The sequence below is a fragment of the Jiangella rhizosphaerae genome, assembly GCF_003579925.1.
In the GTDB taxonomy this organism is placed as follows: Bacteria; Actinomycetota; Actinomycetes; order Jiangellales; family Jiangellaceae; genus Jiangella; species Jiangella rhizosphaerae.
In genome coordinates this window covers 1-22,563 of sequence record NZ_QUAL01000165.1, presented here as the reverse complement: position 1 = coordinate 22,563, position 22,563 = coordinate 1, and the positions used below count along the sequence as shown (strand labels likewise).

Sequence of the window (22,563 nt, the reverse complement as noted above, 5' to 3'; positions counted from 1 at the left end):
CGCCGACGCCCGAAGCCGCCGCGGCGGAGCCGGCCGAGCCCGAGGCCGCACAGCCCGAGCCCGAGGCCGCACCGGCGGCGCGGGAGGCTGCCCCCGAGCCTGCCCCGGCAGCGCCGGCGGAACCCGCCGCGCCCACCGTCGCGTCCAACGAGTGGGGCCGGGTCGACGAGAACGGCGAGGTGTACGTCCGCACCGCCGAGGGCGAGCGGCACATCGGCTCGTGGCAGGTCGGCAAGCCCGAGGAGGCGCTGGCCTTCTTCGTCCGCAAGTACGAGGACCTCGCCGTCCAGGTCGACCTCCTCGAGACCCGGCTGGAGTCCGGTGCCGCGGCGCCCGACGACACCGCCCAGGGCGTCTCGAAGGTGCGCACCCAGCTGGCCGAGGCGCACGCCATCGGCGACCTCGCCGCGTTGGGCGCCCGCCTCGACGCGCTCGACGCCCGCATCGCCGAGCGGCGCGCCGAGCGCCGGGCCGCCCGGGCGCGTGCGCTGGAGGAGGCGCGCGGCCGCAAGGAGCAGATCGCGTCGCAGGCCGAGAGCATCGCCGAGGGCAACGACTGGCGCAACGGCGCCGACACGCTGCGCGGCCTGCTCGAGGAGTGGAAGTCGCTGCCGCGGCTGGACCGCGCCACCGACGACGAACTGTGGCGGCGGTTCTCGTCGGCGCGCACGCATTACACCCGCCGGCGTAAGGCGCACTTCTCCGAGCTGGCCGAGCGCCGCGACGAGGCCCGCGTCATCAAGGAGCGCATCCTCGCCGAGGCCGAGGAGATCTGCACGTCCACCGACTGGGGCCCGACGTCGCGGCGCTACCGCGAGCTGATGGCGCAGTGGAAGGCCGCGGGCCCGGCGCCGCGCGGCGTCGAGGACAGCCTCTGGAAGAGGTTCCGGGCCGCCCAGGACACCTTCTTCGGCGCCCGGGCCGCGCACCAGTCCAAGCGCGACGACGAGCAGCAGGCCAACCTCGTGGTCAAGGAGGGCATCCTCGCCGAGGCCGAGGCGCTGCTGCCGATCACCGACTGGAAGGCGGCCCGCCAGCAGCTGCGCGTCCTGCAGGAGCGCTGGGAGGAGGCCGGGCACGTCCCCCGCGACGCCATGCGGTCGGTCGAGGGGCGCATGCGCCGGGTCGAGGACGCCATCCGCGAGGCCGAGCAGAACGAGTGGCAGCGCTCCAACCCCGAGGCGCGGGCCCGCGCCCAGGCGACGGTCATCCAGCTGGAGGCGTCGATCGCCGACCTCGAGCGGCAGGCCGCCAAGGCGCGCGAGACCGGCAACGAGCGGAAGCTGCGCGAGGCCGAGGAGGCCATCACGGCCCGCAGGTCCTGGCTCGAGCAGGCCCAGCAGGCGCTCGACGAGTTCACCAGCTGACGCGGCCCGGACGGTCGACGGCGCTCGGCCCGCAGGGAGCGGGCGGGGCGCCGTCGCCGTCGGCGGATCAGTGCGTCGGTGCCGGGATGCCGCTGGTGAGCCGGTAGGCGTCGAAGACGCCTTCGACGCCGCGCACCGCCTTGAGCACGTGGCCCAGGTGCTTGGGGTCGGCCATCTCGAAGGTGAACCGGCTGGTGGCGATGCGGTCGGTGTTGGTGGACACCGTCGCCGACAAGATGTTCACGTGCTGGTCGGACAGCACCCGCGTGACGTCGGACAGCAGCCGGGCGCGGTCGAGGGCCTCGACCTGGATGGCCACCAGGAACATGCTGTTGGCCGTGGGCGCCCACTCGACCTCGACCATGCGGCCGTGCTGGCGGCGCAGGCCGTCGACGTTCACGCAGTCCTCGCGGTGCACCGACACGCCGGAGCCGCGGGTGACGAAGCCGACGATGGTGTCGCCCGGCACCGGGGTGCAGCAGCGGGCCAGCTTGACCCACACGTCGGAGACACCCTTGACGACGACGCCGGGGTCGCCGCCGGTGCGCCGGCGCGGGCGGTCGGGGGTGGCCGCCTCGGCGACGTCCTCGGTGGTGCCCTCCTCGCCGCCGAGGATCTGCACCAGCTTCTGGACGATGCTCTGGGCGGAGACGTTGCCCTCGCCGACCGCCGCGTACAGCGCGGAGATGTCGGGGTAGCGCAGGTCGTCGGCGACGGCCTTGAGTGACTCCTGGCTCATCATCCGCTGCAGCGGGAGGTCCTGCTTGCGCATGGCCCGCGCGATGGCGTCCTTGCCGTGCTCGATGGCCTCTTCGCGGCGCTCCTTCGAGAACCACTGCTTGATCTTGTTGCGGGCCCTCGCGCTGGTGACGAACGTCAGCCAGTCGCGGCTCGGCCCGGCGCCCTGCGCCTTGGACGTGAACACCTCGACGACGTCGCCGTTGTCGAGCTTGGACTCCAGCGGCACCAGCCGGCCGTTGACCCGGGCGCCGATGGTGCGGTGCCCGATGTCGGTGTGGACGGCGTAGGCGAAGTCGACCGGGCTCGCGCCCGTGGGCAGGGCGACGACGTCGCCCTTCGGGGTGAAGACGAACACCTCGTTCGACTCGATCTCGAACCGCAGCGACTCGAGGAACTCGCCCGGGTCCTCGGTCTCGCGTTGCCAGTCGAGCAGCTGCCGCAGCCACGCCATGTCGTTGACGTCGCTGCCGTTCGCCCCCACGTCCTTCTCGGCCTCACGGCCGGAGCGGGCCTCTTCCTTGTACTTCCAGTGCGCGGCGACGCCGTACTCGGCCCGGCGGTGCATGGCGTGCGTGCGGATCTGCAGCTCGACCGGCTTGCCGCCCGGCCCGATGACCGTCGTGTGCAGCGACTGGTACATGTTGAACTTCGGCATCGCGATGAAGTCCTTGAACCGGCCGGGCACCGGGTTCCAGCGCGCGTGCACGATGCCCAGGACGGCGTAACAGTCGCGCACCGACTCGACCAGCACGCGGATGCCGACGAGGTCGTAGATGTCGGCGAAGTCGCGGCCGCGGACGATCATCTTCTGGTAGATCGAGTAGTAGTGCTTGGGCCGCCCGTAGACGTTCGCCTTGATCTTCGACACCCGCAGGTCGCCCTGCACCTGGTCGATCACCGAGGCGAGGTAGTCGTCGCGCGACGGGGCGCGCTCGGCCACCAGCCGCACGATCTCGTCGTAGACCTTCGGGTGCAGCGTGGCGAACGAGAGGTCCTCGAGCTCCCACTTGATGGTGTTCATGCCCAGGCGGTGCGCCAGCGGGGCATAGATGTCCAGCGTCTCGCGAGCGTCGCGGCGCGCCGCTTCCTTCGAGACGTAGCGCCAGGTGCGGGCGTTGTGCAGGCGGTCGGCCAGCTGGATGACCAGCACCCGGATGTCCTTGGCCATGGCGATGACCATCTTGCGGACGGTCTCGGCCTGCGCCGCCCAGCCGTACTTGACCTTGTCGAGCTTGGTGACGCCGTCGATGAGGCGCGCGATCTCGTCGCCGAACTCGGCCCGGGCGGTCTCCAGCGGGTAGCTGCCGTCCTCGACCGCGTGGTGCAACAGCGCCGCCGCCAGCGTCGGCGGGGTCATGCCCAGCTCGGCCAGGATGGTGGTGACGGCCAGCGGATGGGTGATGTAGGGGTCGCCGCTCTTGCGCTTCTGCCCGCTGTGGGCGCGCGCGGCGGTGCGGTAGGCACGCTCGATGATCTCGAGGTCGGCCTTGGGGTGGTTGGCCCGGATGATGCGGAACAGCGGTTCCAGCGCGGGGTCGGACTGCTGCCGTTGAGCGGTCAGGCGGGCAAGCCTCGCCCGCACCCTGACCGGGGTCAGCGCGCCGCTGGGAACTGTCTGCTCGGCCACAGGCCCCCTCTCGTCCCGTGTGAAGGACACAACACAGTTTAGGGGTTCACTGTTCCTGACGGGTAACTCCGCGCCACAGGCGTCAGACGAGGAGCAGCGACTGGAGGTTGACGTCGGGGAGCTTGGCCCGGCCGCCGAGGAAGCCCAGCTCCATGAGGATGCCGACCCCGACGACGTCGGCGCCCGCGCCGCGGACGAGGTCGACCGTCGCGCGGACGGTGCCGCCGGTGGCCAGCACGTCGTCGACGATGAGGACCCGCTCGCCGCGCTGGAAGGCGTCGACGTGGACCTCGATGGTCGCCTCGCCGTACTCCAGGGCGTAGCTGGCGGCGGTGGTCTCCCAGGGCAGTTTGCCCTGCTTGCGGATCGGCACGAAGCCCGCGCCCAGCCGATGCGCGACCGGCGCGCCCAGGATGAACCCGCGCGCCTCGATGCCCACGACGACGTCGACGTCCTCGCCCCCGACGGCACCGAGCAGCTCGACCGCGGTGTCGAAGGCGGCGGGGTCACGCAGCAGCGGCGTGATGTCCTTGAACACCACGCCGGGCTCCGGCCAGTCCGGGACGTCCCGGATGCGGGAGAGCAGCAGGTCGCGGTCGGAGTCGGCGATCACCGGCATCTTCGTCACGAGGTCAGAGGGTATCGCGTCGGTGCGCCGGCGCCTCTGCCGAGCCGCGGCTCAGCGGACGTCGTCGCCGTTCGTGCGGTCTTCGCCCTGGGCCTGTACGGGCTCGTGCTTCGGCGCGTCGTCGTCGGCGGTCTCGGCCGGGGTGGACGGCGCGGGCGCGGCGGGCTCGTCGGGCTGGATGACGTTGGCGATGGCCCGGCGCACGTAGCGGCTGTGCACCCCCGGCGCCACCTCGAGCACGACCTCGTCGTCGTCGACCTCGACGACCGTGGCCAGCAGGCCGGCCGTCGTCATGATCTTCGTCCCCGGCTGGACCGACTGCTGGAGCTCCATCATCTGCCGCCGCTGCTTCTGCTGCGGGCGGATGAGCAGGAAGTAGAAGACGGCGATCAGCAGGATGGGGAGCAGCAGTGCTTCCATGATTGAGACTGGTTTCCTTCCCGCGGCACCCGGGGTGACGGGCGCCGTGTATCGCAGCGACCCTGGCGGCCGCCGAAAGGGACAGTCTAGCGCTGGTGCCCCGGTCAACCGGCCGGGGCGCGAGCATCACACGGCGCCGGCCATCTTCCGCCGTACGGCGGCCGCGATCTCCTGCAGGCTGACGGTGTCGCTCTTGATCGTGGGGGCGAGGTCGCCGGCCGACACCGCGAAGACCGAGTGGACCACCCAGGCGGTGGCGGCGTCCTGGGACTCGGCCGCGAACCGCATCTTGTCGGCGGCCGCGCGGTAGACGTCGCGCTTCTCATAACGCGCCCGCGCCTTGCGGTCGCCGCGTTCGATGAGCTCGGGCTCGATGTTGAGGTTGTGGTGGATGTCGGGCGCCTTGGTGAGCATGAACAGCGCGCCGCCCTGGCGTACGCCGCGGTCGAGGTAGTCGAAGTAGTCCATCCGGTTGCCGTCGACGTCCTTGGTGCGCGTCATGAGCAGCAGGACCCGCGCGACGTCACGGGCGTCGGGCACCCCGATCATCTCGAGCACACGCTGCGCGACCAGCGGCGAGACGATGACCGGGCGCTCGGACAGGTAGGCGCCGAACGGGTCGATGGTGTCCTCGAAGCTGTCGTGGCAGTAGGCCAGGAACTGGGCGACGTCCAGACGCTCGCCCTCGCCGCGGATCTGCCGCCGCCACGCGGTGGTGACGATGGAGGCCACCTCGTCGGGATGCATGAAGTAGTCGCGGCCGCTGCGCCGGAACTCGCCCGCGTGGGCGACCGCGGCCAGCACCCGCCCGGCCAGCGCGGCGCGCCCCGGCATGGGCCGCACACTGCCGTGCAGCAGGTCGCGCAGCTGTTCGGCGTCTTCGGCGATGTCGTCGGCGACTTCGAGGACGGAGCGCGCGACGTTGTCGGCGTAGGCCGTCACCGCCGCCACCACGGCGTGCTGACGATCGTCCGGAATCGGCAGCGTCACCCCGGGGCCGTCATCCAGCAGCGCGTGGACGGCCTCGGCGAGGACGACCTCGTGCCCCAGGAGATCACCCACGGGAGGGAGCGACACCGGCCGGCGGGTCGAGGCGACGCGGTCGACGAACGCGTCCAGCGGCTCGGAGTCGTGCAGGCTCGCGGGATCGTAGAAGTCCCGCAAACCAGTCTCGGCCAGGTTGTTCGCATTCATACGTCCTCCGGCCGGTGCCTCGGGTGGCCGGGGCGAGTGGCCGACGACCTTGCCCGTGAACACATGACTCTTCAACGCCTCGACGTCTCCTCTCGTCGATCAGCACATCCCTCGAGTCGCGCAGCGATGTAGTCGAATATTATGTCCTCTGCCCCGGCATCGACGACCGGAAACACGGGCCGCGGGCGAGCATTCCGGCGCAACCGCTCCACCAGCCCGATGTCAGCCGTCGGCGGCCGAGAACAGGTCGGGCTCGCCGAACCCGTGCCCGAACGCCGTCTGCGCCGGGACGGCCAGGCCGAGATGGCTCCACGCGGCGGGGGTCGCGACGCGCCCGCGCGGGGTGCGCGCCAGCAGGCCGGCCCGGACGAGGAACGGCTCGGCCACCTCCTCGACGGTCTCGCGCTCCTCACCGACGGCGACGGCCAGCGTGCCGAGCCCGACGGGTCCGCCGCCGAAGCTCTTGCACAGCGCCGTCAGGACGGCCCGATCGAGGCGGTCCAACCCCAGTTCGTCGACGGCGAAGACCTTCAGGGCCGCGCGGGCGACGTCGCCGGTGATGACGCCGTCGCCGCGGACCTCGGCGAAGTCGCGCACCCGGCGCAGCAGCCGGTTGGCGATGCGTGGCGTCCCCCGCGACCGGCCGGCGATCTCGCGCGACCCGTCGCGGCGCAGTTCGACGTCCAGCAGCCCGGCCGAGCGGCGCAGCACCAGCTCGAGCTCGGCCGGCTCGTACAGCTCCAGGTGGCCGGTGAAGCCGAACCGGTCGCGCAGCGGGCCCGGCAGCAGCCCGGTCCGCGTCGTGGCCCCCACCAGCGTGAAGTGCGGCAGGTCCAGCGGGATGGCGGTGGCGCCCGGCCCCTTGCCGACCACGACGTCGACCCGGAAGTCCTCCATCGCGGTGTAGAGCATCTCCTCCGCCGGCCGGGCCATGCGGTGGATCTCGTCGAAGAACAGCACGTCGCCCTCGTTGACCGAGGACAGGATGGCCGCGAGGTCGCCGGCGTGTTGGATGGCCGGGCCGCTGGTGATGCGCAGCGGCACGCCCATCTCGGCGGCCACGATCATCGCCAGCGTCGTCTTGCCGAGGCCGGGCGGGCCGGACAGGAGGATGTGGTCGGCGCTCCTCCCCCGCGCCCGGGCGGCGTCGAGCACGAGCGAGAGCTGCTCGCGCAGCCGCTCCTGCCCGACGAACTCCGCGAGCGTGCGCGGCCGCAGGGCCGCCTCGACGGTGCGTTCCTCCTGGTCGGCGTCGCCGCCCACCAGCCGGTGCACGTGGTCGTCGGGAAGGCTCATGTCTTCGCCAGAGTACGCAACGCCTTGCGCAGCAGCGCGGAGACGTCCTGCTGCTGCCCGTCACCGTTCACCTCGGCGGCGACGGCCTCGACGGCGCGGTCGGCCTCGCGGGTGGACCAGCCGAGACCGAGCAGCGCCTCGTGCACCTGGCCCTGCCAGTCGGCCGCGCCGGGCGCCGGGCCGGACGGCACCGGCGTCAGCGACGGCCCGCCGCCGGGCACGCCGAGCTTGTCCTTGAGCTCGATGACGATGCGCTGGGCGCCCTTCTTGCCGATGCCGGGCACCTTCGTGAGCGCGACGAGGTCCTCGGTGGCGACGGCGCGGCGCAGGTCGTCGGGCGAGTGCACTGACAGCATGGCCTGCGCCAGCCGCGGGCCGACGCCGCTGGCGGTCTGCAGCAGCTCGAACACCGTCTTCTCGTCCTCGTCGGCGAAGCCGTAGAGCGTCAGCGACTCCTCACGGACGACGAGGCTGGCGGCCAGCTGGGCCACCTCGCCCAGCCGCAGCGCCGACGTCGTCGACGGCGTGCAGTGCAGCGCCAGGCCGACGCCGCCGACGTCGATGACGGCCTCGGTCGGCCGGACCACCGTGACCTGGCCACGGACGTAAGCGATCACCGTCGTCCCCTCCCCGCCGCGGCGACCGCGGCCTGCAGCCGGTTCTGCGCCGAGCCGCGCCACACCTGGCAGATGGCCAGCGCCAGCGCGTCGCTGGCGTCGGCCGGCTTGGGGCGGGCGTCGAGCCGCAGCAGCCGGGTCACCATGAACGCGACCTGGGCCTTGTCGGCCTGGCCGCTGCCGCTGACGGCGGCCTTCACCTCGCTCGGCGTGTGGGTGACGACGGGGATGCCGCGGCGCGCCGCGACGAGCGTCGCGACGCCGCTGGCCTGCGCCGTCCCCATGACGGTGCGGACGTTGTGCTGGCTGAACACCCGCTCGACGGCGACGGTGTCGGGCCGGTAGGTGGCGACCCACTCCTCCAGCGCCGTCTCGATGGCCAGCAGCCGGTGCCCGAGCTCGGCGTCGGCGGGCGTGCGGACGACGTCGACGGCGACGAGGTTCAGCGGGCGCCCGGGCGACCCCTCGACGACGCCGAGACCGCACCGCGTCAGCCCCGGATCGACCCCCAACACCCGCATGCAGCACCCTTCGCCGAACACCAGTTCGGTGCCGACACTACCGGCGGGCGTTTCACGGACGGCGCAGACGCGCCGCGACCGATCAGCCGACCGCCGCCATGACGTCGTCGGAGACGTCGAAGTTGGCCCACACGTTCTGGACGTCGTCGCTGTCCTCGAGGGCGTCGATGAGCCGGAAGATCTTCCGGGCGCCCTCCTCGTCGAGCGGAACGCTGACCGACGGCACGAACGACGACTCGGCGGAGTCGTAGTCGAGGCCGGCCTGCTGGATGGCGGTGCGGACGGCGACGAGGTCGCTGGCCTCGCTGCGGATCTCGAACGCCTCGCCGAGGTCCTCGACCTCTTCGGCGCCGGCGTCGAGCACGACCTCGAGGAGGTCGTCCTCGGTGAGCGTGCGGCCGCCCTCCTGGGCCGCCGGCACGACGACGACGCCCTTGCGGTCGAACATGTAGGCGACGGAGCCGGGGTCGGCCATGGAGCCGCCGTTGCGGGTCATGGCGACGCGGACCTCAGAGGCCGCGCGGTTGCGGTTGTCGGTGAGGCACTCGATGAGGACGGCGACGCCGTTGGGGCCGTAGCCCTCGTACATGATGGTCTGGTACTCGGCCCCGCCGCCCTCGGCGCCGGAGCCGCGCTTGACGGCGCGGTCGATGTTGTCGTTGGGGACCGACGACTTCTTCGCCTTCTGGATGGCGTCGTAGAGGGTCGGGTTGCCCGCGGGGTCGCCGCCGCCGGTGCGGGCCGCCACCTCGATGTTCTTGATCAGCTTGGCGAAGAGCTTGCCCCGCTTCGCGTCGACCAGGGCCTTCTTGTGCTTGGTGGTCGCCCACTTGGAGTGGCCGGACATGAGGGGTCAAGCCTCCTTCACGATGTCGAGGAAGAGCGCGTGCACACGCGCGTCCGCGGTCAGTTCCGGGTGGAACGACGTCGCGAGGAGCCGTCCTTGCCGGACCGCGACGATATTACCCGTGCCGTCGCCGTCGGCCGTCGCCACGCGGGAGAGCACCTCGACGCCGTCGCCGACCTTCTCGACCCAGGGCGCCCGGATGAACACCGCGTGCAGCGGCTCGGCGCCGAGCGCCGGGAAGTCGAGGTCGGCCTCGAAGGAGTCGACCTGGCGGCCGAACGCGTTGCGCCGGACGGTGATGTCCATGCCGCCGACGGTCTCTTGCCCCGCGACGCCGCCCTCGATGCGGTCGGCCAGCATGATCATGCCGGCGCACGACCCGTAGGCGGGCATGCCGCCGGCGACGCGCCGGCGCAGCGGCTCGAGCAGTCCGAACGTCCTGGCCAGCCGCCACATCGTGGTGGACTCGCCGCCGGGCAGCACGAGTGCGTCGACGGCGTCGAGCTCGGCCGGCGTGCGGACCGGGCGGCTCTGCGCGCCGACGGCGGCCAGCATGCGCTGGTGCTCGCGGACGTCGCCCTGCAGGGCGAGTACGCCGACGGTGGGCTGGGTCACGGTGTGCCTTCCGATGAGGATCAGGGATGCCGACCTTCGATTCTACCGTCGTGGGCGTCAGTCGACCGTATGTAGGACGCCGTCCCAGCCGCGCTCGAGCAGGCCGCGCACGATCGACGGCAGTGCCGGCGGGTAGACCGGTTCGCCGACGGCGTCGAGCTCGTCGGCGGTGACCCAGCGCAGCTCCGTCACCGACGCCTGCTCGACGGCCGTCCAGCCGGTGGTGTCGAGGGCGTCGCCGGCGTCGCGGACCCGGGCGAAGAACAGCACCTCGTCCTGGCGGTACGGGCGCCCGTCGAAGTCGAAGCGGGCGCTGCGGACGGCGACCGGCCCGGCCAGCTCGGCCGGGTCGAGGCGGATGCCGCTCTCTTCGAACAGCTCGCGGACGGCTCCGGCCCGCTCGTCCTCGTCGGGCTCCAGGCCTCCGCCCGGGGTGATCCACCAGACGTGGTCGTGCGCGGCGGGGTCGACGCCGCGCATCACCAGCACCCGCCCCGCCGGGTCGACGGCGATGACCCGGGCGGCGCGACGGAACCAGACGCCGTCCTCGTCGCGCCACTCCCCCAGGTCGGAGGCGTCGGCCGTCACTGCCGGGAGGTCACCAGCCGCGCTCGGCCAGCCGGTGCGGCTCGGGCACGTCGGCGACGTTGATGCCGACCATGGCCTCGCCGAGGCCGCGGGACACCTTGGCCAGGGTGTCGGGGTCGTTGTAGAACGTGGTGGCCTTGACGATGGCCTCGGCGCGGCGGGCGGGGTCGCCGGACTTGAAGATGCCCGAGCCGACGAAGACGCCCTCGGCGCCCAGCTGCATCATCATGGCGGCGTCGGCCGGGGTGGCGATGCCGCCGGCGGTGAACAGCACCACCGGGAGCTTGCCGGCCTGCGCGACCTCCTTGACCAGCTCGTACGGCGCCTGCAGCTCCTTGGCCGCGACGTACAGCTCGTCCTCGGGCAGCGAGGCGAGCCGGGTGATCTGGTCGCGCAGCTGACGCATGTGGGTGGTGGCGTTGGAGACGTCGCCGGTGCCGGCCTCGCCCTTGGAGCGGATCATGGCCGCGCCCTCGGCGATGCGGCGCAGCGCCTCGCCCAGGTTGGTCGCACCGCACACGAACGGCACGGTGAACTTCCACTTGTCGATGTGGTGCTCGTAGTCGGCCGGGGTGAGCACCTCGGACTCGTCGATGTAGTCGACACCCAGGCTCTGCAGCACCTGCGCCTCGACGAAGTGCCCGATGCGCGCCTTCGCCATGACCGGGATGGACACCGCGTCGATGATGCCGTCGATGAGGTCGGGGTCGCTCATGCGCGCCACGCCGCCCTGGGCGCGGATGTCGGCCGGGACCCGCTCGAGCGCCATGACGGCGACGGCGCCGGCGTCCTCGGCGATGCGGGCCTGCTCGGGGGTGACCACGTCCATGATCACGCCACCCTTGAGCATCTCGGCCATGCCACGCTTGACCCGGGCGGTACCGACGGTGGACTGCGTCTCTTCGGACACTGCTGCTCGAACCCTTTGAGTCGATGGGCGGAGGGACAGGTCCATGGTACGTCCTCGCCCGTGACACCACCGCGTCCATTTCCGGCCACCGCCCGCCCTTCCGCTCCCGTGATCATCAACCTTTCGTGCTGCCATAGCGACGCGAAAGGTTGATGATCAACGGCGCGGGGTGGTGGTGAGCGCTTTCCGACGGGTGGGGTGGGCCGTCATGAGGATTTCTCGACCCTCGACACGATCGCAGGCGTAGTACGACACGGGTTTTCGTCGTGAACGTGATCATCTCAGGGCCGGACGGCGACCAACCGGCCTACTCCGACGCCAGCCCCCGGGGCACGGTGTCGTCCAGCTCGACGGTCTCGGGCATCGGCGCGTACCCGGCCAGCCGCAGCCAGCGGACCAGCGCCTTGCGCCGCAGTCGCACGGCGCCGCGCACCAGCTCGTTGTGGAACCGCCGCGCATGGGCGGCCCGCCGGCAGGCCATCGCCAGCTCCTCGAGCGCGGCCTCCGCGGCCGGGTCGGACCGCAGCGACTCCAGGTCGGCCGGGTCGTCCAGCGCCGCCGTCAGCACCGCCGTCAGGTCACTCTCGGCCTGGTAGCGCTCCGCGCCCTCGGCCGCCGTCCGGGCCCGCGAGGCGGCGTCGGCCAGCGCCACCGACGTCGCAGGGTCGAGCAGACCCGCGGTCGCCAGGTCCAGCACCGAGCCCGACCGGCGCAGCAGCTCGGCGTCGAGCACCGCCCGCGACGCCTCCAGCCGGGCGTGCCGCCGGTCCAGCCGCCCCGCCGTCCACGACAGATACACGCCGAGCGCGGCGAGCACGGCGATGGTGACGAACAACCATTCCCAGTTCACGGCAGCCCCGGCAGCTTGAAGGTGTGGCCGCCGGACCCGACGGCGACCGCCATCTCGTAGACCGCCAGCACCTCGTCGGCGACCCGCCCCCAGTCGTAGCGCCGCACGCCCAGGGAGGCGGCCGCGCGATACCGGGCCCGGCGCGCCGGGTCGCCGAGCAGCGCGATCGCCTCCGCCGCCAGCGCGGACGCGTCGCCCACCGGCACCAGCGCGCCCAGGCGGCCGCCGTCCAGCACGACCTGGAACGCCTCGAGGTCGCTGGCCAGCACCGGTGCGCCCGCCGCCATCGCCTCGGCCAGCACGATGCCGAACGACTCGCCGCCGATGTGCGGCGCGACGTAGATGTCGCTGCTGGCCAGCATCGCGGCCTTGTCGTCGTCGCTGACGCCGCCCAGGAACTCGACGGCGTCGCGGTGGCGGGGGTCGATGCCGCGGCGGATGTCGTCGATCTCGCCCCGGCCGGCCACCAGCAGCCGCGCCTTGGGGAACGCGTCGTGGATGGCCGGCCACGCCTTGAGCAGCACCTGCAGGCCCTTGCGCGGCTCGTCGAGGCGGCCGAGGAACGACAGCGTCCCCTCGTCCGACCGCCATTCAGGGCGGGGCGGGACGGCGAAGCGGTCGACGTAGAGCCCGTTCGGGATCAGCACGGCGTTGACGCCGAGGTGCTCGACGACGGTCCGCCGGGCCTCCTCGGAGACGGCGATGTGGGCGGTGAACTTCTCGAACGCCGACTTGAGGATCCCCTGTGCCGCGCTCATCGCCCGCGACCGGCGCATCGCCGAGTGCGACGTCGCCACGATCGGCACCTCGGCCCACCAGGTGGCGATCAGGCCCAGCGACAGCGACGCCGGCTCGTGGACGTGCACGACGTCGAACTCGCCGTCGACCAGCCAGCGGCGCACCCGCGCGGCCGTGCGCGGACCGAAGGCCACCCGCGCCACCGATCCGTTGTACGGGATCGCCACCGGCTTGCCGACGGTGGTGACGTACGGCGGCAGGTCGTCGTCGTCATCGCCCGGCGCCAGGACGGAGACGCTGTGGCCGCGCCGCGTCAGCTCCTCGGTGAAGTCGCGGATGTGCACCTGGACGCCGCCCGGGACGTCCCAGGAGTACGGGCAGGCGATGCCGACTCTCACGACGTCACCGGCTGCACCCGCCGCCGCGGGTCGTTCGGGTCGAGGTCGGCCAGGAACAGCCGCTGCGTCATGTGCCAGTCCTCGGGGTTGGCGGCGATGCCGACCTCGAACGCGTCGGCGATGCGCTGCGTCATCGTCGCCAGCCGCTCGCCGCGCTCCTCCGGCGGCTCGATCGGCTCGTGGAACCGGATGACGAGGCCGTGGTCGGGCTCGCGGCCCTCGTAGGCGAGCGTGACGGGGATCAGCGCGGCGCCCGTGCGCAGCGCCAGCATCGCGCTGCCGGCCGGCATCCGCGTCGGCTCGCCGAACAGCGTGACGGGGACGCCGCGGCGGGACAGGTCGCGCTCGGCCGGCAGGCACACCAGCCCGCCACGGCCCAGGTGCTCGGCCAGCGCGCTCATGACGCCCTCGCCGCCCAGCGGGTGCACCGTCATGCCCAGCGCCTCGCGGTAGGTGACGAAGCGCTCGTACAGCTTCTCAGGGCGCAGCCGCTCGGCCACCGTCGCCAGCGGCGCGCCGGTGAGGCAGGCCCAGGCGCCGGCCCAGTCCCAGTTGCCCATGTGCGGCAGCGGGACGACCACGCCCCGGCCCGCGGCCAGGGCGTCGCGCAGGCGGTACTCGTCGACCGTGCGCACGCGGTCGAGGATGCGCTCGTGGCTCCACTCCGACATCCGGAACGCGTCGCACCAGTACCGCATGTACGAGCGGGCGCCGAGCCGGGTCAGCTCGCGCAGCTCGTCGGGCTCGTACTTGCCGACCCGGGCCAGGTTCATCTCCAGCCGCCGCACCGACGGGCTGCGGCGGCGCCAGAAGAAGTCCGCGATGGTCCGGAACGACCGGTAGGCCGCCCGCTCCGGCATGTGCTGGACCGCTTTCCAGCCGGTGCTGTAGAGCCACAGCTGGCGCTGGTCGCTGAACGCGCTCACTCCAGGGCCGCCTGCCGTCGCACCGTGTTGACCCGGTGCCACACCGTCCACGCGCTGGCCGCCGTCAGCAGCCACAGCAGCACTTCCAGCACCGCCACGGGGAGGTCGAGCATGCCGACGAACCCGGTGACGACGAGGATCGCGACCAGCCGGTCGGCCCGCTCGGCGATGCCGCCGCCGGCGGTGTAGCCGAGGCTCTCGGCCCGTGCCTTGGCGTAGGAGACGACGGCGCCCAGCGTCAGGCAGGCGATCAGCAGCGCGACCATGCGCAGGTTGTCGCCGTCGCCGGCGAACCACAGCGCCAGCCCGCCGAAGATCGCGGCGTCGCCGAAGCGGTCGAGCGTGGAGTCGAGGAACGCACCCCATTTGCTGGTGCGGCCCTGCAACCGCGCCATGATGCCGTCGATGTTGTCGAAGAAGACGAATGCCGTGATGAACAGCGTCCCCCAGAAGAACTCCCCCCGCGGGTAGAAGATCAGCGCGCCGGCGACGACGCCGAGGGTGCCGATGACCGTCACCGCGTCCGGTCCCAGCCCCAGCCGCAGCATTCCGCGCGCAGCGGGGGTCAGGATGCGGGTCGAATAGACCCGGGTGTACTTGTCGAGCATCGCCCGTCCGTTCGACTCCAGATGTCCGAAACCGGCCCGCTGAGTGAGCGGCACCCGGCGCGGCCATGCTACTGGCGTTATGCCGATCACCCTTGCGCATCCACGCGTCGCGCACCAAAGTGGCCATCACCACATCTACGAACCGCGGCGGCGCAACGAGGCGCTGGTACCGCCGGGCCGCGCGTCGCCTGCGAGGCAGGAGGCTGGCGCATGGCGACACGACACCAGACGGGAGAGCAGCCCGACGCCGGAGGCGTACCTCCGGCCGACGGGGTCGACGTCCGCAACGTCGCCCTCGTCGGCCCGACCTCCGCCGGCAAGACCACACTCGTCGAGGCCCTCCTCGTCGCGTNACCACACTCGTCGAGGCCCTCCTCGTCGCGTCCGGGACGATCCACCGGCCCGGCCGGGTCGAGGACGGCACCACGGTGTGCGACCACGACGAGACCGAGATCCGTCAGCAGCGCTCGGTCGGTCTCGCCCTCGCCCCGCTGCTCCACGAGCAGACGAAGATCAACCTGCTGGACACCCCCGGCTACGCCGACTTCGTCGGAGACCTGCGGGCCGGGCTGCGCGCCGCCGACTGCGCGCTGTTCGTCGTGTCGACGGCCGAGCCGATCGACGGCACCACCCGGCTGCTCTGGGCCGAGTGCGAGGCGGTGCGCATGCCGCGCGCCGTCGTCCTGACCAAGCTGGACCATCCCCGCTCGGACTACGCCGGCACCCTGGCCGCCATCCGCGAGGGCTTCGGCGACAAGGTCCTGCCCCTCTACCTGCCCAGCGGGACGGACTCCCTGGTCGGCCTGCTCAGCGAGCGGGTCTTCACCTACGACGGCGGGCGGCGCGGCGAGCGCGACCCGTCCGGCGACGAGGCCGCCCGGCTTGAGGAGGCACGGGGTGAGCTGATCGAGGGCATCATCGAGGAGTCCGAGGACGAGACGCTGATGGACCGCTATCTGGCCGGCGAGCACATCGAGCTGAAGGTGCTCGTCGACGACCTCGAGCGGGCGGTCGCGCGCGGCTCGTTCCACCCGGTCATCCCGGTCTGCTCCGCGACCGGCCTGGGCACGCAGGAACTGCTGGAGGTCATCGCCGGCGGCTTCCCCGCCCCCGCCGAGCATCCCCTGCCCGAGGTGACGGCGCTGGACGGCACGCCGCGCGAAGGCATCGCGGCCGACCCGGCCGGACCGCTGCTCGCGGAGGTCGTCAAGACCACGTCCGACCCCTACGTGGGCCGCGTGAGCCTGGTGCGGGTGTTCTCCGGCACGCTGCGCCCGGACCAGACGGTGCACGTGTCGGGCCACTTCCTCGCCGACCGCGGCCACGAGGAGCACGACGAGGACGAGCGCATCGGTGCGCTGTCCTGCCCGCTGGGCAAGACGCAGCGGCCGGTCGGCGAGGCGCACGCCGGCGACATCGTCGCGATCGCGAAGCTGTCCCGCGCCGAGACCGGCGACACGCTGTCGGCCAAGGACGACCCGCTGCTCATGCGGCCGTGGACGATGCCCGAGCCACTGCTGCCGTTCGCGATCGTCCCGTCGGCCAAGGCCGACGAGGACAAGCTCGCGCAGGGCCTGTCGCGGCTGGTCGCCGAGGACCCGACGCTGCGGGTCGAGAACAACCCCGAGACGCACCAGCTGGTGCTGTGGACCATGGGCGAGGCGCACGCCGACCTCGTCCTGGACCGGCTGCGCACCCGCCACGGCGTCAACGTCGACACCGTGCCGCTGCGGGTGCCGCTGCGCGAGACGCTGGCCGGCAAGGCGACCGGCCGCGGCCGTCACGTCAAGCAGACCGGCGGGCACGGCCAGTACGCCGTCTGCGAGATCGAGGTCGAGCCGCTCCCCGAGGGCGCCGGCTTCGAGTTCGTCGACAAGGTCGTCGGCGGCGCCGTCCCGCGCCAGTTCATCCCGTCGGTCGAGAAGGGCGTGCGGGCACAGATGGAGCGCGGCACCGTCGCCGGCTACCCGATGGTCGACATCAAGGTCACGCTGTACGACGGCAAGGCGCACAGCGTCGACTCGTCGGACATGGCCTTCCAGACGGCGGGCGGCCTGGCGCTGCGCGAGGCGGCCGCGGCGGCGGGGGTGAACCTGCTCGAGCCGGTGGACGAGGTGTCGGTCATGGTCCCCGACGACTACGTGGGCGCCGTGATGGGCGATCTGGCCGGACGACGCGGCCGGGTGCTCGGCACCGAGGCCGTGGGAGCCGGGCGGACGGTGGTGCGGGCCGAGGTGCCGCAGACGGAGATCGTGCGGTACGCGATCGACCTGCGGGCGATGAGCCACGGCACCGGCACCTTCACCCGCCACTACGCCCGCTACGAGCCGATGCCGCACAACCTCGCCGCCAAGGTGACGGCGGGCAGCTCGGCGTAGCCGGCCGGCCCGTGCGTGATCATCCAGGATCGACCACATCATGACGGGGTCGATCCTGGACCATCACGCCGTACGCCCTAGAGGGAAGTGTGGTCGACCATGAGCCTGCTACTACGCCGCTGAGGGCGAGGTCAGCGCCACCTACCGGCCGGCGTCGCAGCAACCGGACCTCGTCCATCCGTCGTCGGGCGTCACGCTCGACTACCTTGCCACCGGCGCGTTCACCGACGGCGAGTCTCCTACTCGGGCCAGGCGGCGGCCAGCAGCGCCCGGGTGTCGGCGAGCAGCTGCGGCATGATCTTGGTGTTGTCGAGGACGGTCATGAAGTTGGCGTCGCCGGTCCACCGCGGCACGACGTGCTGGTGCAGATGGTCCGAGAGCGACCCGCCGGCGATGCCGCCGAGGTTGAGGCCGACGTTGAAACCCTGCGGGCTGGAGGCCGCCTTCACCGCGCGGACGGCGTCCTGCGTCATCGCCGTGAGCTCCCGCGACTCCTCGTCGGTGAGCGTCTCGAACTCGCCGGTGTGGCGGTACGGGACCACCATGAGATGGCCCGGGTTGTACGGGTGCAGGTTCAGCACCGCGTAGACCGTCGCGCCGCGGCGCAGGATCAGCCCGTCCTCGTCGGACTTCTTCGGGATCTCGCAGAACGGGCAGCCGTCGCCGTCGCGTCCGTTGCCCGGCTCGCCGGTGATGTAGGCCATCCGGTACGGCGTCCACAGCCGCTCGAGGCGGTCGGCCTCCGGCACGGTCAGACCTGGATCCGGCGCTTGACGGCGTCGACGATCTCGGCGACGGCGTCGTCGACCGGGACGCCGTTCTTCTGGCTGCCATCGCGGTAGCGGAAGGAGACCGCGTCCTTGGCGACGTCGTCGTCGCCGGCGATGAGCATGAACGGGATCTTCTGCTTCTGCGCGTTGCGGATCTTCTTCTGCATGCGGTCGTCGGAGTCGTCGACCTCGACCCGGATGCCGTGCTCGCGCAGCTTCGCCGCCAGCCGCTCGAGGTACGGGACGTGCTCGTCGGCGATGGGGATGCCGACCGCCTGCACCGGCGCCAGCCAGGGCGGGAAGGCGCCGGCGTAGTGCTCGGTCAGCACGCCGATGAACCGCTCGATGGAGCCGAACTTCGCCGAGTGGATCATGACCGGCTGCTGCCGGGAGCCGTCGGCTGCCTGGTACTCCAGCTCGAACCGGGCCGGCTGGTTGAAGTCGAGCTGGATGGTCGACATCTGCCAGCTGCGGCCGATGGCGTCGCGGGTCTGCACCGAGATCTTCGGGCCGTAGTAGGCGGCGCCGCCCGGGTCGGGGACCAGCTCGAGGCCGGAGGCCTTGCCGACCTCCTCGAGCGTGCGGGTGGCCACCTCCCACTGCTCGTCGGTGCCGATGAACTTGTCGGACTCGGGGTCGCGGGTGGACAGCTCGAGGTAGTAGTCGTCGAGCCCGAAGTCCTTGAGCAGCCCGAGGACGAAGTTCAGCAGGTGGCGGATCTCGTCGGCGGCCTGCTCCTGGGTGACGTAGGAGTGGGAGTCGTCCTGCGTCATGCCGCGCACGCGGGTGAGGCCGTGCACCACGCCGGACTTCTCGTACCGGTACACCGAGCCGAACTCGAACAGCCGCAGCGGCAGCTCGCGGTAGGACCGGCCGCGGGAGCGATAGATGAGGTTGTGCATCGGGCAGTTCATGGCCTTGAGGTAGTACGAGCTGCCCTCGAGCTCCATGGGCGGGAACATGCCCTCGGCGTAGTACGGCAGGTGCCCGGAGGTCTCGAACAGGCCCTGCTTGGTGATGTGCGGCGTGCCGACGTACTGGAAGCCCTCCTCCAGGTGCCGGCGGCGGACGTAGTCCTCCATCTCGCGCTTGAGGACGCCGCCCTTGGGGTGGAACACCGGCAGGCCGGAGCCGAGCTCGTCGGGGAAGCTGAACAGGTCGAGCTCGCGGCCCAGCTTGCGGTGGTCGCGGCGCTCGGCCTCGGCGAGGCGGTCGAGGTAGTCCTTGAGCGCCTCGCGGCTCTCCCAGGCGGTGCCGTAGATGCGCTGCAGCTGCGGGTTCTTCTCGCTCCCCCGCCAGTACGCCGCGGCGACGCGCATCAGCTTGAAGGCCGGGATGTTCCGCGTGGTGGGCAGGTGCGGGCCGCGGCAGAGGTCCTTCCAGGCCAGCTCGCCGTCGGGTCGCACGTTGTCGTAGATGGTCAGCTCGCCGGCGCCGACCTCGGCCGACGCGCCCTCGGCCGCGGCCTCCGCGCCGCCGCCCTTGAGGCCGATGAGCTCGAGCTTGTACGGCTCGGACGCCAGCTCCGCGCGGGCGTCGTCGTCGCTGACCGGGCGGCGCACGAACGACTGCCGCTCCTTGACGATCTGCTGCATCTTCTTCTCGATGCTCTTGAGATCGTCGGGGGTGAACGGCTCGGCGACGTCGAAGTCGTAGTAGAAGCCGTTCTCGACCGGCGGGCCGATGCCGAGCTTGGCCTCGGGGTACAGCTCCTGCACCGCCTGCGCCATGACGTGCGCCGTCGAGTGGCGCAGGATGTCGCGGCCGTCGCGCGAGTCGATGGCGACCGGCTCGACGTCGTCGCCGTCGGCCAGCACCCGGGCGAGGTCGACGAGCGTGCCGCCGACCCGCGCCGCGATGACCGTGGGGTCGTCGGCGAACAGGTCGGCCGCCGTCGTGCCCGCACCGACCTGTCGCTCGCTTCCGGCGACGACGATGCGGATCTGTTCGGACACGACTGCTCCTCGGTCTCGTGGGGTGTGGCCGGGCGTCCCGGCCGGGGACGATGGTATCGGTTAGAGGCGAGCGGCGATCGCCCGCGCCAGACGTTCCGGCGCGCCCGGCGACGTGGCCAGGAACAGGCTCGGCTCGGTCAGCTCGACCTCGAGGATGACCGGGGCGCCGTCGGCTCCGGGAATGGTGTCGACGCGCGCGTACAGCAGGGTGTCGCTGCCCGGGATGGCGTCGAGCGTCCGCCGCGCCAGCTCGGCCTCGGCGGGCGTGGGCTCGCGAGGGTCGATCTGCTCGCTCCACAGCGGCTTGCCGTCGCGGAGGTCGGGCCCGTCGAGCAGGGCGCCCTTGCGGATGGCGTGGCTGAACTCGCCGCCGATGTGCAGCATGGCGGTCTCGCCGGCGGTGTCGACCGCCTCGAGGTACGGCTGCAGCATGACGGTGGACCCGCGGGCCAGCAGCTTCTCGACCTGCGCGACGGCGAGGGCGCGCTGCTCGGCGTCGTCGAGCCGGTAGCGGCCGGTGTCGGCGGAGCCGGCGCTGACCGACGGCTTGAGGACGTACTCGCCGCTGCCGGGCAGCTCGGTCGCGGCGTCACCCGGCGTCAGCCAGGTCGTGGGGACGACGGGCAGCCCCGCGGCGGCCAGCTCGCGCAGGTACACCTTGTCGGTGTTCCACTCGACGACCTTCGGCGGGTTCAGCAGCCGCGGGACGGCGTGCGCCCACGCCAGGAACGGCTCGCGGCGGCGGGCGTAGTCCCAGGGGTTGCGCAGGACGGCGAGGTCGAACGCGGCCCAGTCGACGGCGGGGTCGTCCCAGACCGGCGTCTCGACGTCGACGCCCAGCGCCCGCAGCGGCTGGACCACCAGCTGGTCGTCGGTGTCCAGATGAGGCAGGTCGGCGCACGTGACCAGGGCGACGCGGGGCATGGTTCGTGGTCCTTCCGGTGTTCGCAGACGACAGCCCCGACGATACCCGTCGCCCCTGACGAACCGGTTCGGCCGGCGTCGGACGGCCCGCAATCCGCGTTGATCATGGAGAAACCGGGGTTCCGGGCGCGTCGGAACCCCGATTTCTCCATGATCAACGGGTCGTCAGGAGGCGTCGTCGGCGTCGCCGTCGAGGGCGGCGCGGGCGGCGGCGACCACGACGTCCTCGGCCGCCTGCGACAGCGGCGCGCCGGCATCGTCGACGAGGTAGAAGACGTCGATCGCCTCCGAGCCGAGCGTCTCGACGACGGCGGACCGGATCACGACGCCCGGCCCGCTGAGCGCCGTCGCGAGCCGGTGCAGCAGGCCGGCCTCGTCGTGCGCGCGCACCTCGAGGACAGTCGCGTCCGCCGACACCTCGCGCAGCAGCTCGACCCGGGGCCGGGCGTGCGCGATGACCCTGCCCCGCCACTCCGCCGCGCGGGCCGCCAGACGCTCCCCCAGGTCCAGGCTGCCGCCGAGCGCCCGGGTGACGTCCTCGCGCAGCCGGACCGCGTCCGGCCCGCCGCCGCGGCGCGCGACCACCCGCCAGACCAGCACGACGGCGTCGCCCGCGGTGGAAGCGCTGGCGGAGCGGACGTCGAGGCGGTGCAGCGCCAGCACGCCGGCGACGACGCCGAGCACCCGCGGCCCGCGGGGCGCCAGGACGGTGACGGTGCTCAGCCCGGCGGCGTCGCCGTCCGGCGCGCCCACACGGACGGCCACCGACCCAGCGTTCGGGATCCCTTCCGGCGTGGCCGCGCCCGGCTGCGCCGTGGCCGGTTCCGCCGTGGCAGCGCCTGGCTGTGACGTGGTGATGGCCCGCCCGGTTGGGGTGGGGTCCCACCCTACGGGCGGGCGCCGACAGTCCAGCTCCGCCAGCAGCGCCAGCTCGTCGGTCGGCCGCTTCGGCTCGGGCGGCGCGGCGCCGGCCAGCACCTGCCGCGTCCGCTCGACCAGGTCGCCGACCAGCCGCGACCGCAGCGGCGACCACGCGACCGGCCCGGCGGCGGTCGCGTCGGCCTCGGTGAGGCAGGCCAGCAGCTCCAGGAACTCCCGGGTCCCGACGGCGTCCACCACCGTCGCGAGCGTGGCCGGGTCGTCGGGGTCGCGCCGGGTCGCCGTCTCCGGCAGCAGCAGGTGGTGCCGGACCAGCCGGCCCAGCGTCGCCGCGTCGTCCTCGCTCAGCCCGAGCCGTCGCCCGAGCGCGACGGCGATCGGCTCGCCCGCCGCGGAATGGTCGCCAGGTACACCCTTGCCGAGGTCGTGGACGAGCGCGGCGAGCAGCAGCAAGTCGGGCCGGGTGACGCGGCGGGTCAGGCGCGACGCCACCAGAGCCGTCTCGACGAGGTGCCGGTCGACGGTGTGCCGGTGCACGGGTGTGCGGGTGGCGCGGTAGCGGATCCGCTCCCATTCCGGGAACCAGCGGACCACCAGCCCGGCCGCCTCCAGCGCGTCCCACACCGGCACGATGCCCGGCCCCGCGCCGAGCAGGCTGACCAGCGCGTCCAGGGCCGGCGCCGGCCACGGCTCGGGCAGCGGCGGGCACTCGGCGGCCAGCCGGGCCAGGGTCCGCGGTCCCGGCACCAGGCCGGCCTGAGCCGCG

At 72.5% G+C, this 22,563-nt stretch carries 21 protein-coding genes and 1 pseudogene; 3 read left to right on the top strand and 19 right to left on the bottom strand.

Translation table 11 applies throughout. The annotated features are described in order from the left end of the window. On the top strand, nt 1-1,367 hold a 1,367-nt coding region (locus DY240_RS17460; protein ID WP_233552772.1), incomplete at its 5' end, for a DUF349 domain-containing protein. Between the two features lie 67 nt (nt 1,368-1,434). Here the strand turns inward: DY240_RS17460 and DY240_RS17455 are convergent. The 15 genes from DY240_RS17455 to pgsA all read right to left on the bottom strand — a co-directional run bounded on the left by DY240_RS17455 (nt 1,435) and on the right by pgsA (nt 14,891). Continuing rightward, the gene (locus DY240_RS17455; RefSeq protein WP_325049290.1) at nt 1,435-3,735 is read right to left on the bottom strand and encodes a RelA/SpoT family protein; all 2,301 of its coding nucleotides are present in this window, start codon (nt 3,733-3,735) and stop codon (nt 1,435-1,437) included. Nucleotides 3,736-3,817: 82 nt separating this feature from the next. Then, nucleotides 3,818-4,354 (bottom strand): adenine phosphoribosyltransferase, encoded by a 537-nt coding sequence (locus DY240_RS17450; RefSeq protein WP_119661125.1) that lies wholly within the window; start codon nt 4,352-4,354, stop codon nt 3,818-3,820. A gap of 60 nt (nt 4,355-4,414) precedes the next feature. Further along, a complete protein-coding gene (yajC, locus tag DY240_RS17445; protein ID WP_119661120.1) occupies nt 4,415-4,783 on the bottom strand; it encodes a preprotein translocase subunit YajC in 369 nt (122 codons plus the stop codon). Between the two features lie 126 nt (nt 4,784-4,909). Further along, entirely contained in the window at nt 4,910-5,977 is a 1,068-nt protein-coding gene (locus DY240_RS17440; protein ID WP_119661119.1) for a hypothetical protein, read from the bottom strand. Nucleotides 5,978-6,199: 222 nt separating this feature from the next. After that, nucleotides 6,200-7,273, bottom strand: a complete 1,074-nt coding sequence (gene ruvB / locus DY240_RS17435) for a Holliday junction branch migration DNA helicase RuvB (protein ID WP_119661118.1) — start codon at nt 7,271-7,273, stop codon at nt 6,200-6,202. Beyond that, on the bottom strand, nt 7,270-7,890 hold the full coding sequence (gene ruvA, locus DY240_RS17430; protein WP_119661117.1) for a Holliday junction branch migration protein RuvA: 621 nt from the start codon (nt 7,888-7,890) through the stop codon (nt 7,270-7,272). Before ruvA ends, ruvB begins: the two co-directional genes overlap by 4 nt. Further along, nucleotides 7,887-8,411, bottom strand: coding sequence for a crossover junction endodeoxyribonuclease RuvC (gene ruvC / locus DY240_RS17425; RefSeq protein ID WP_119661116.1), 525 nt, complete (start codon nt 8,409-8,411; stop codon nt 7,887-7,889). The genes ruvA and ruvC overlap by 4 nt, the downstream gene beginning before the upstream one ends. A gap of 82 nt (nt 8,412-8,493) precedes the next feature. Beyond that, nucleotides 8,494-9,258 carry a YebC/PmpR family DNA-binding transcriptional regulator gene (locus tag DY240_RS17420; RefSeq protein ID WP_119661115.1) on the bottom strand — a complete coding sequence of 255 codons (765 nt, stop codon included), beginning with the start codon at nt 9,256-9,258 and terminating at the stop codon, nt 8,494-8,496. 6 nt (nt 9,259-9,264) lie between these two features. Continuing rightward, entirely contained in the window at nt 9,265-9,813 is a 549-nt protein-coding gene (pdxT, locus tag DY240_RS17415) for a pyridoxal 5'-phosphate synthase glutaminase subunit PdxT (protein WP_233552774.1), read from the bottom strand. A gap of 117 nt (nt 9,814-9,930) precedes the next feature. After that, complete coding sequence (locus tag DY240_RS17410) at nt 9,931-10,461, bottom strand: NUDIX hydrolase (RefSeq protein ID WP_199701679.1); 531 nt, start codon at nt 10,459-10,461, stop codon at nt 9,931-9,933. A 10-nt stretch (nt 10,462-10,471) separates the two neighbouring features. After that, complete coding sequence (pdxS, locus tag DY240_RS17405; RefSeq protein ID WP_119661113.1) at nt 10,472-11,371, bottom strand: pyridoxal 5'-phosphate synthase lyase subunit PdxS; 900 nt, start codon at nt 11,369-11,371, stop codon at nt 10,472-10,474. Nucleotides 11,372-11,678: 307 nt separating this feature from the next. Next, nucleotides 11,679-12,221 (bottom strand): NUDIX hydrolase, encoded by a 543-nt coding sequence (locus tag DY240_RS17400; RefSeq protein ID WP_199701675.1) that lies wholly within the window; start codon nt 12,219-12,221, stop codon nt 11,679-11,681. Continuing rightward, the gene (locus DY240_RS17395) at nt 12,218-13,357 is read right to left on the bottom strand and encodes a glycosyltransferase family 4 protein (protein ID WP_119661112.1); all 1,140 of its coding nucleotides are present in this window, start codon (nt 13,355-13,357) and stop codon (nt 12,218-12,220) included. Before DY240_RS17395 ends, DY240_RS17400 begins: the two co-directional genes overlap by 4 nt. Further along, nucleotides 13,354-14,283: a phosphatidylinositol mannoside acyltransferase gene (locus tag DY240_RS17390; RefSeq protein ID WP_199701673.1), complete on the bottom strand. Its 930-nt coding sequence runs from the start codon at nt 14,281-14,283 to the stop codon at nt 13,354-13,356. Before DY240_RS17390 ends, DY240_RS17395 begins: the two co-directional genes overlap by 4 nt. Continuing rightward, entirely contained in the window at nt 14,280-14,891 is a 612-nt protein-coding gene (pgsA, locus tag DY240_RS17385) for a phosphatidylinositol phosphate synthase (RefSeq protein ID WP_119661110.1), read from the bottom strand. Before pgsA ends, DY240_RS17390 begins: the two co-directional genes overlap by 4 nt. Before the next feature lie 210 nt (nt 14,892-15,101). Between pgsA and DY240_RS34125 the strand changes: the two are divergent. Beyond that, nucleotides 15,102-15,243 (top strand): annotated as a pseudogene (locus tag DY240_RS34125) (hypothetical protein); the annotation flags it as partial. Nucleotide 15,244: 1 nt separating this feature from the next. Beyond that, the coding region (locus DY240_RS17380) for an elongation factor G-like protein EF-G2 (protein WP_233552771.1) at nt 15,245-17,269 on the top strand (2,025 nt) is incomplete at its 5' end. A 239-nt stretch (nt 17,270-17,508) separates the two neighbouring features. Here the strand turns inward: DY240_RS17380 and DY240_RS17375 are convergent. From DY240_RS17375 to DY240_RS17360, 4 genes are all read right to left on the bottom strand, one after another. Then, on the bottom strand, nt 17,509-17,973 hold the full coding sequence (locus DY240_RS17375; protein ID WP_119661122.1) for an HIT family protein: 465 nt from the start codon (nt 17,971-17,973) through the stop codon (nt 17,509-17,511). Between the two features lie 47 nt (nt 17,974-18,020). Then, nucleotides 18,021-19,994 (bottom strand): threonine--tRNA ligase, encoded by a 1,974-nt coding sequence (thrS, locus tag DY240_RS17370; protein WP_119661109.1) that lies wholly within the window; start codon nt 19,992-19,994, stop codon nt 18,021-18,023. Between the two features lie 60 nt (nt 19,995-20,054). Beyond that, nucleotides 20,055-20,918, bottom strand: coding sequence for an ATP-grasp domain-containing protein (locus DY240_RS17365; protein WP_119661108.1), 864 nt, complete (start codon nt 20,916-20,918; stop codon nt 20,055-20,057). A gap of 165 nt (nt 20,919-21,083) precedes the next feature. Beyond that, on the bottom strand, nt 21,084-22,563 hold a 1,480-nt coding region (locus DY240_RS17360), incomplete at its 5' end, for an HD domain-containing protein (protein ID WP_119661107.1).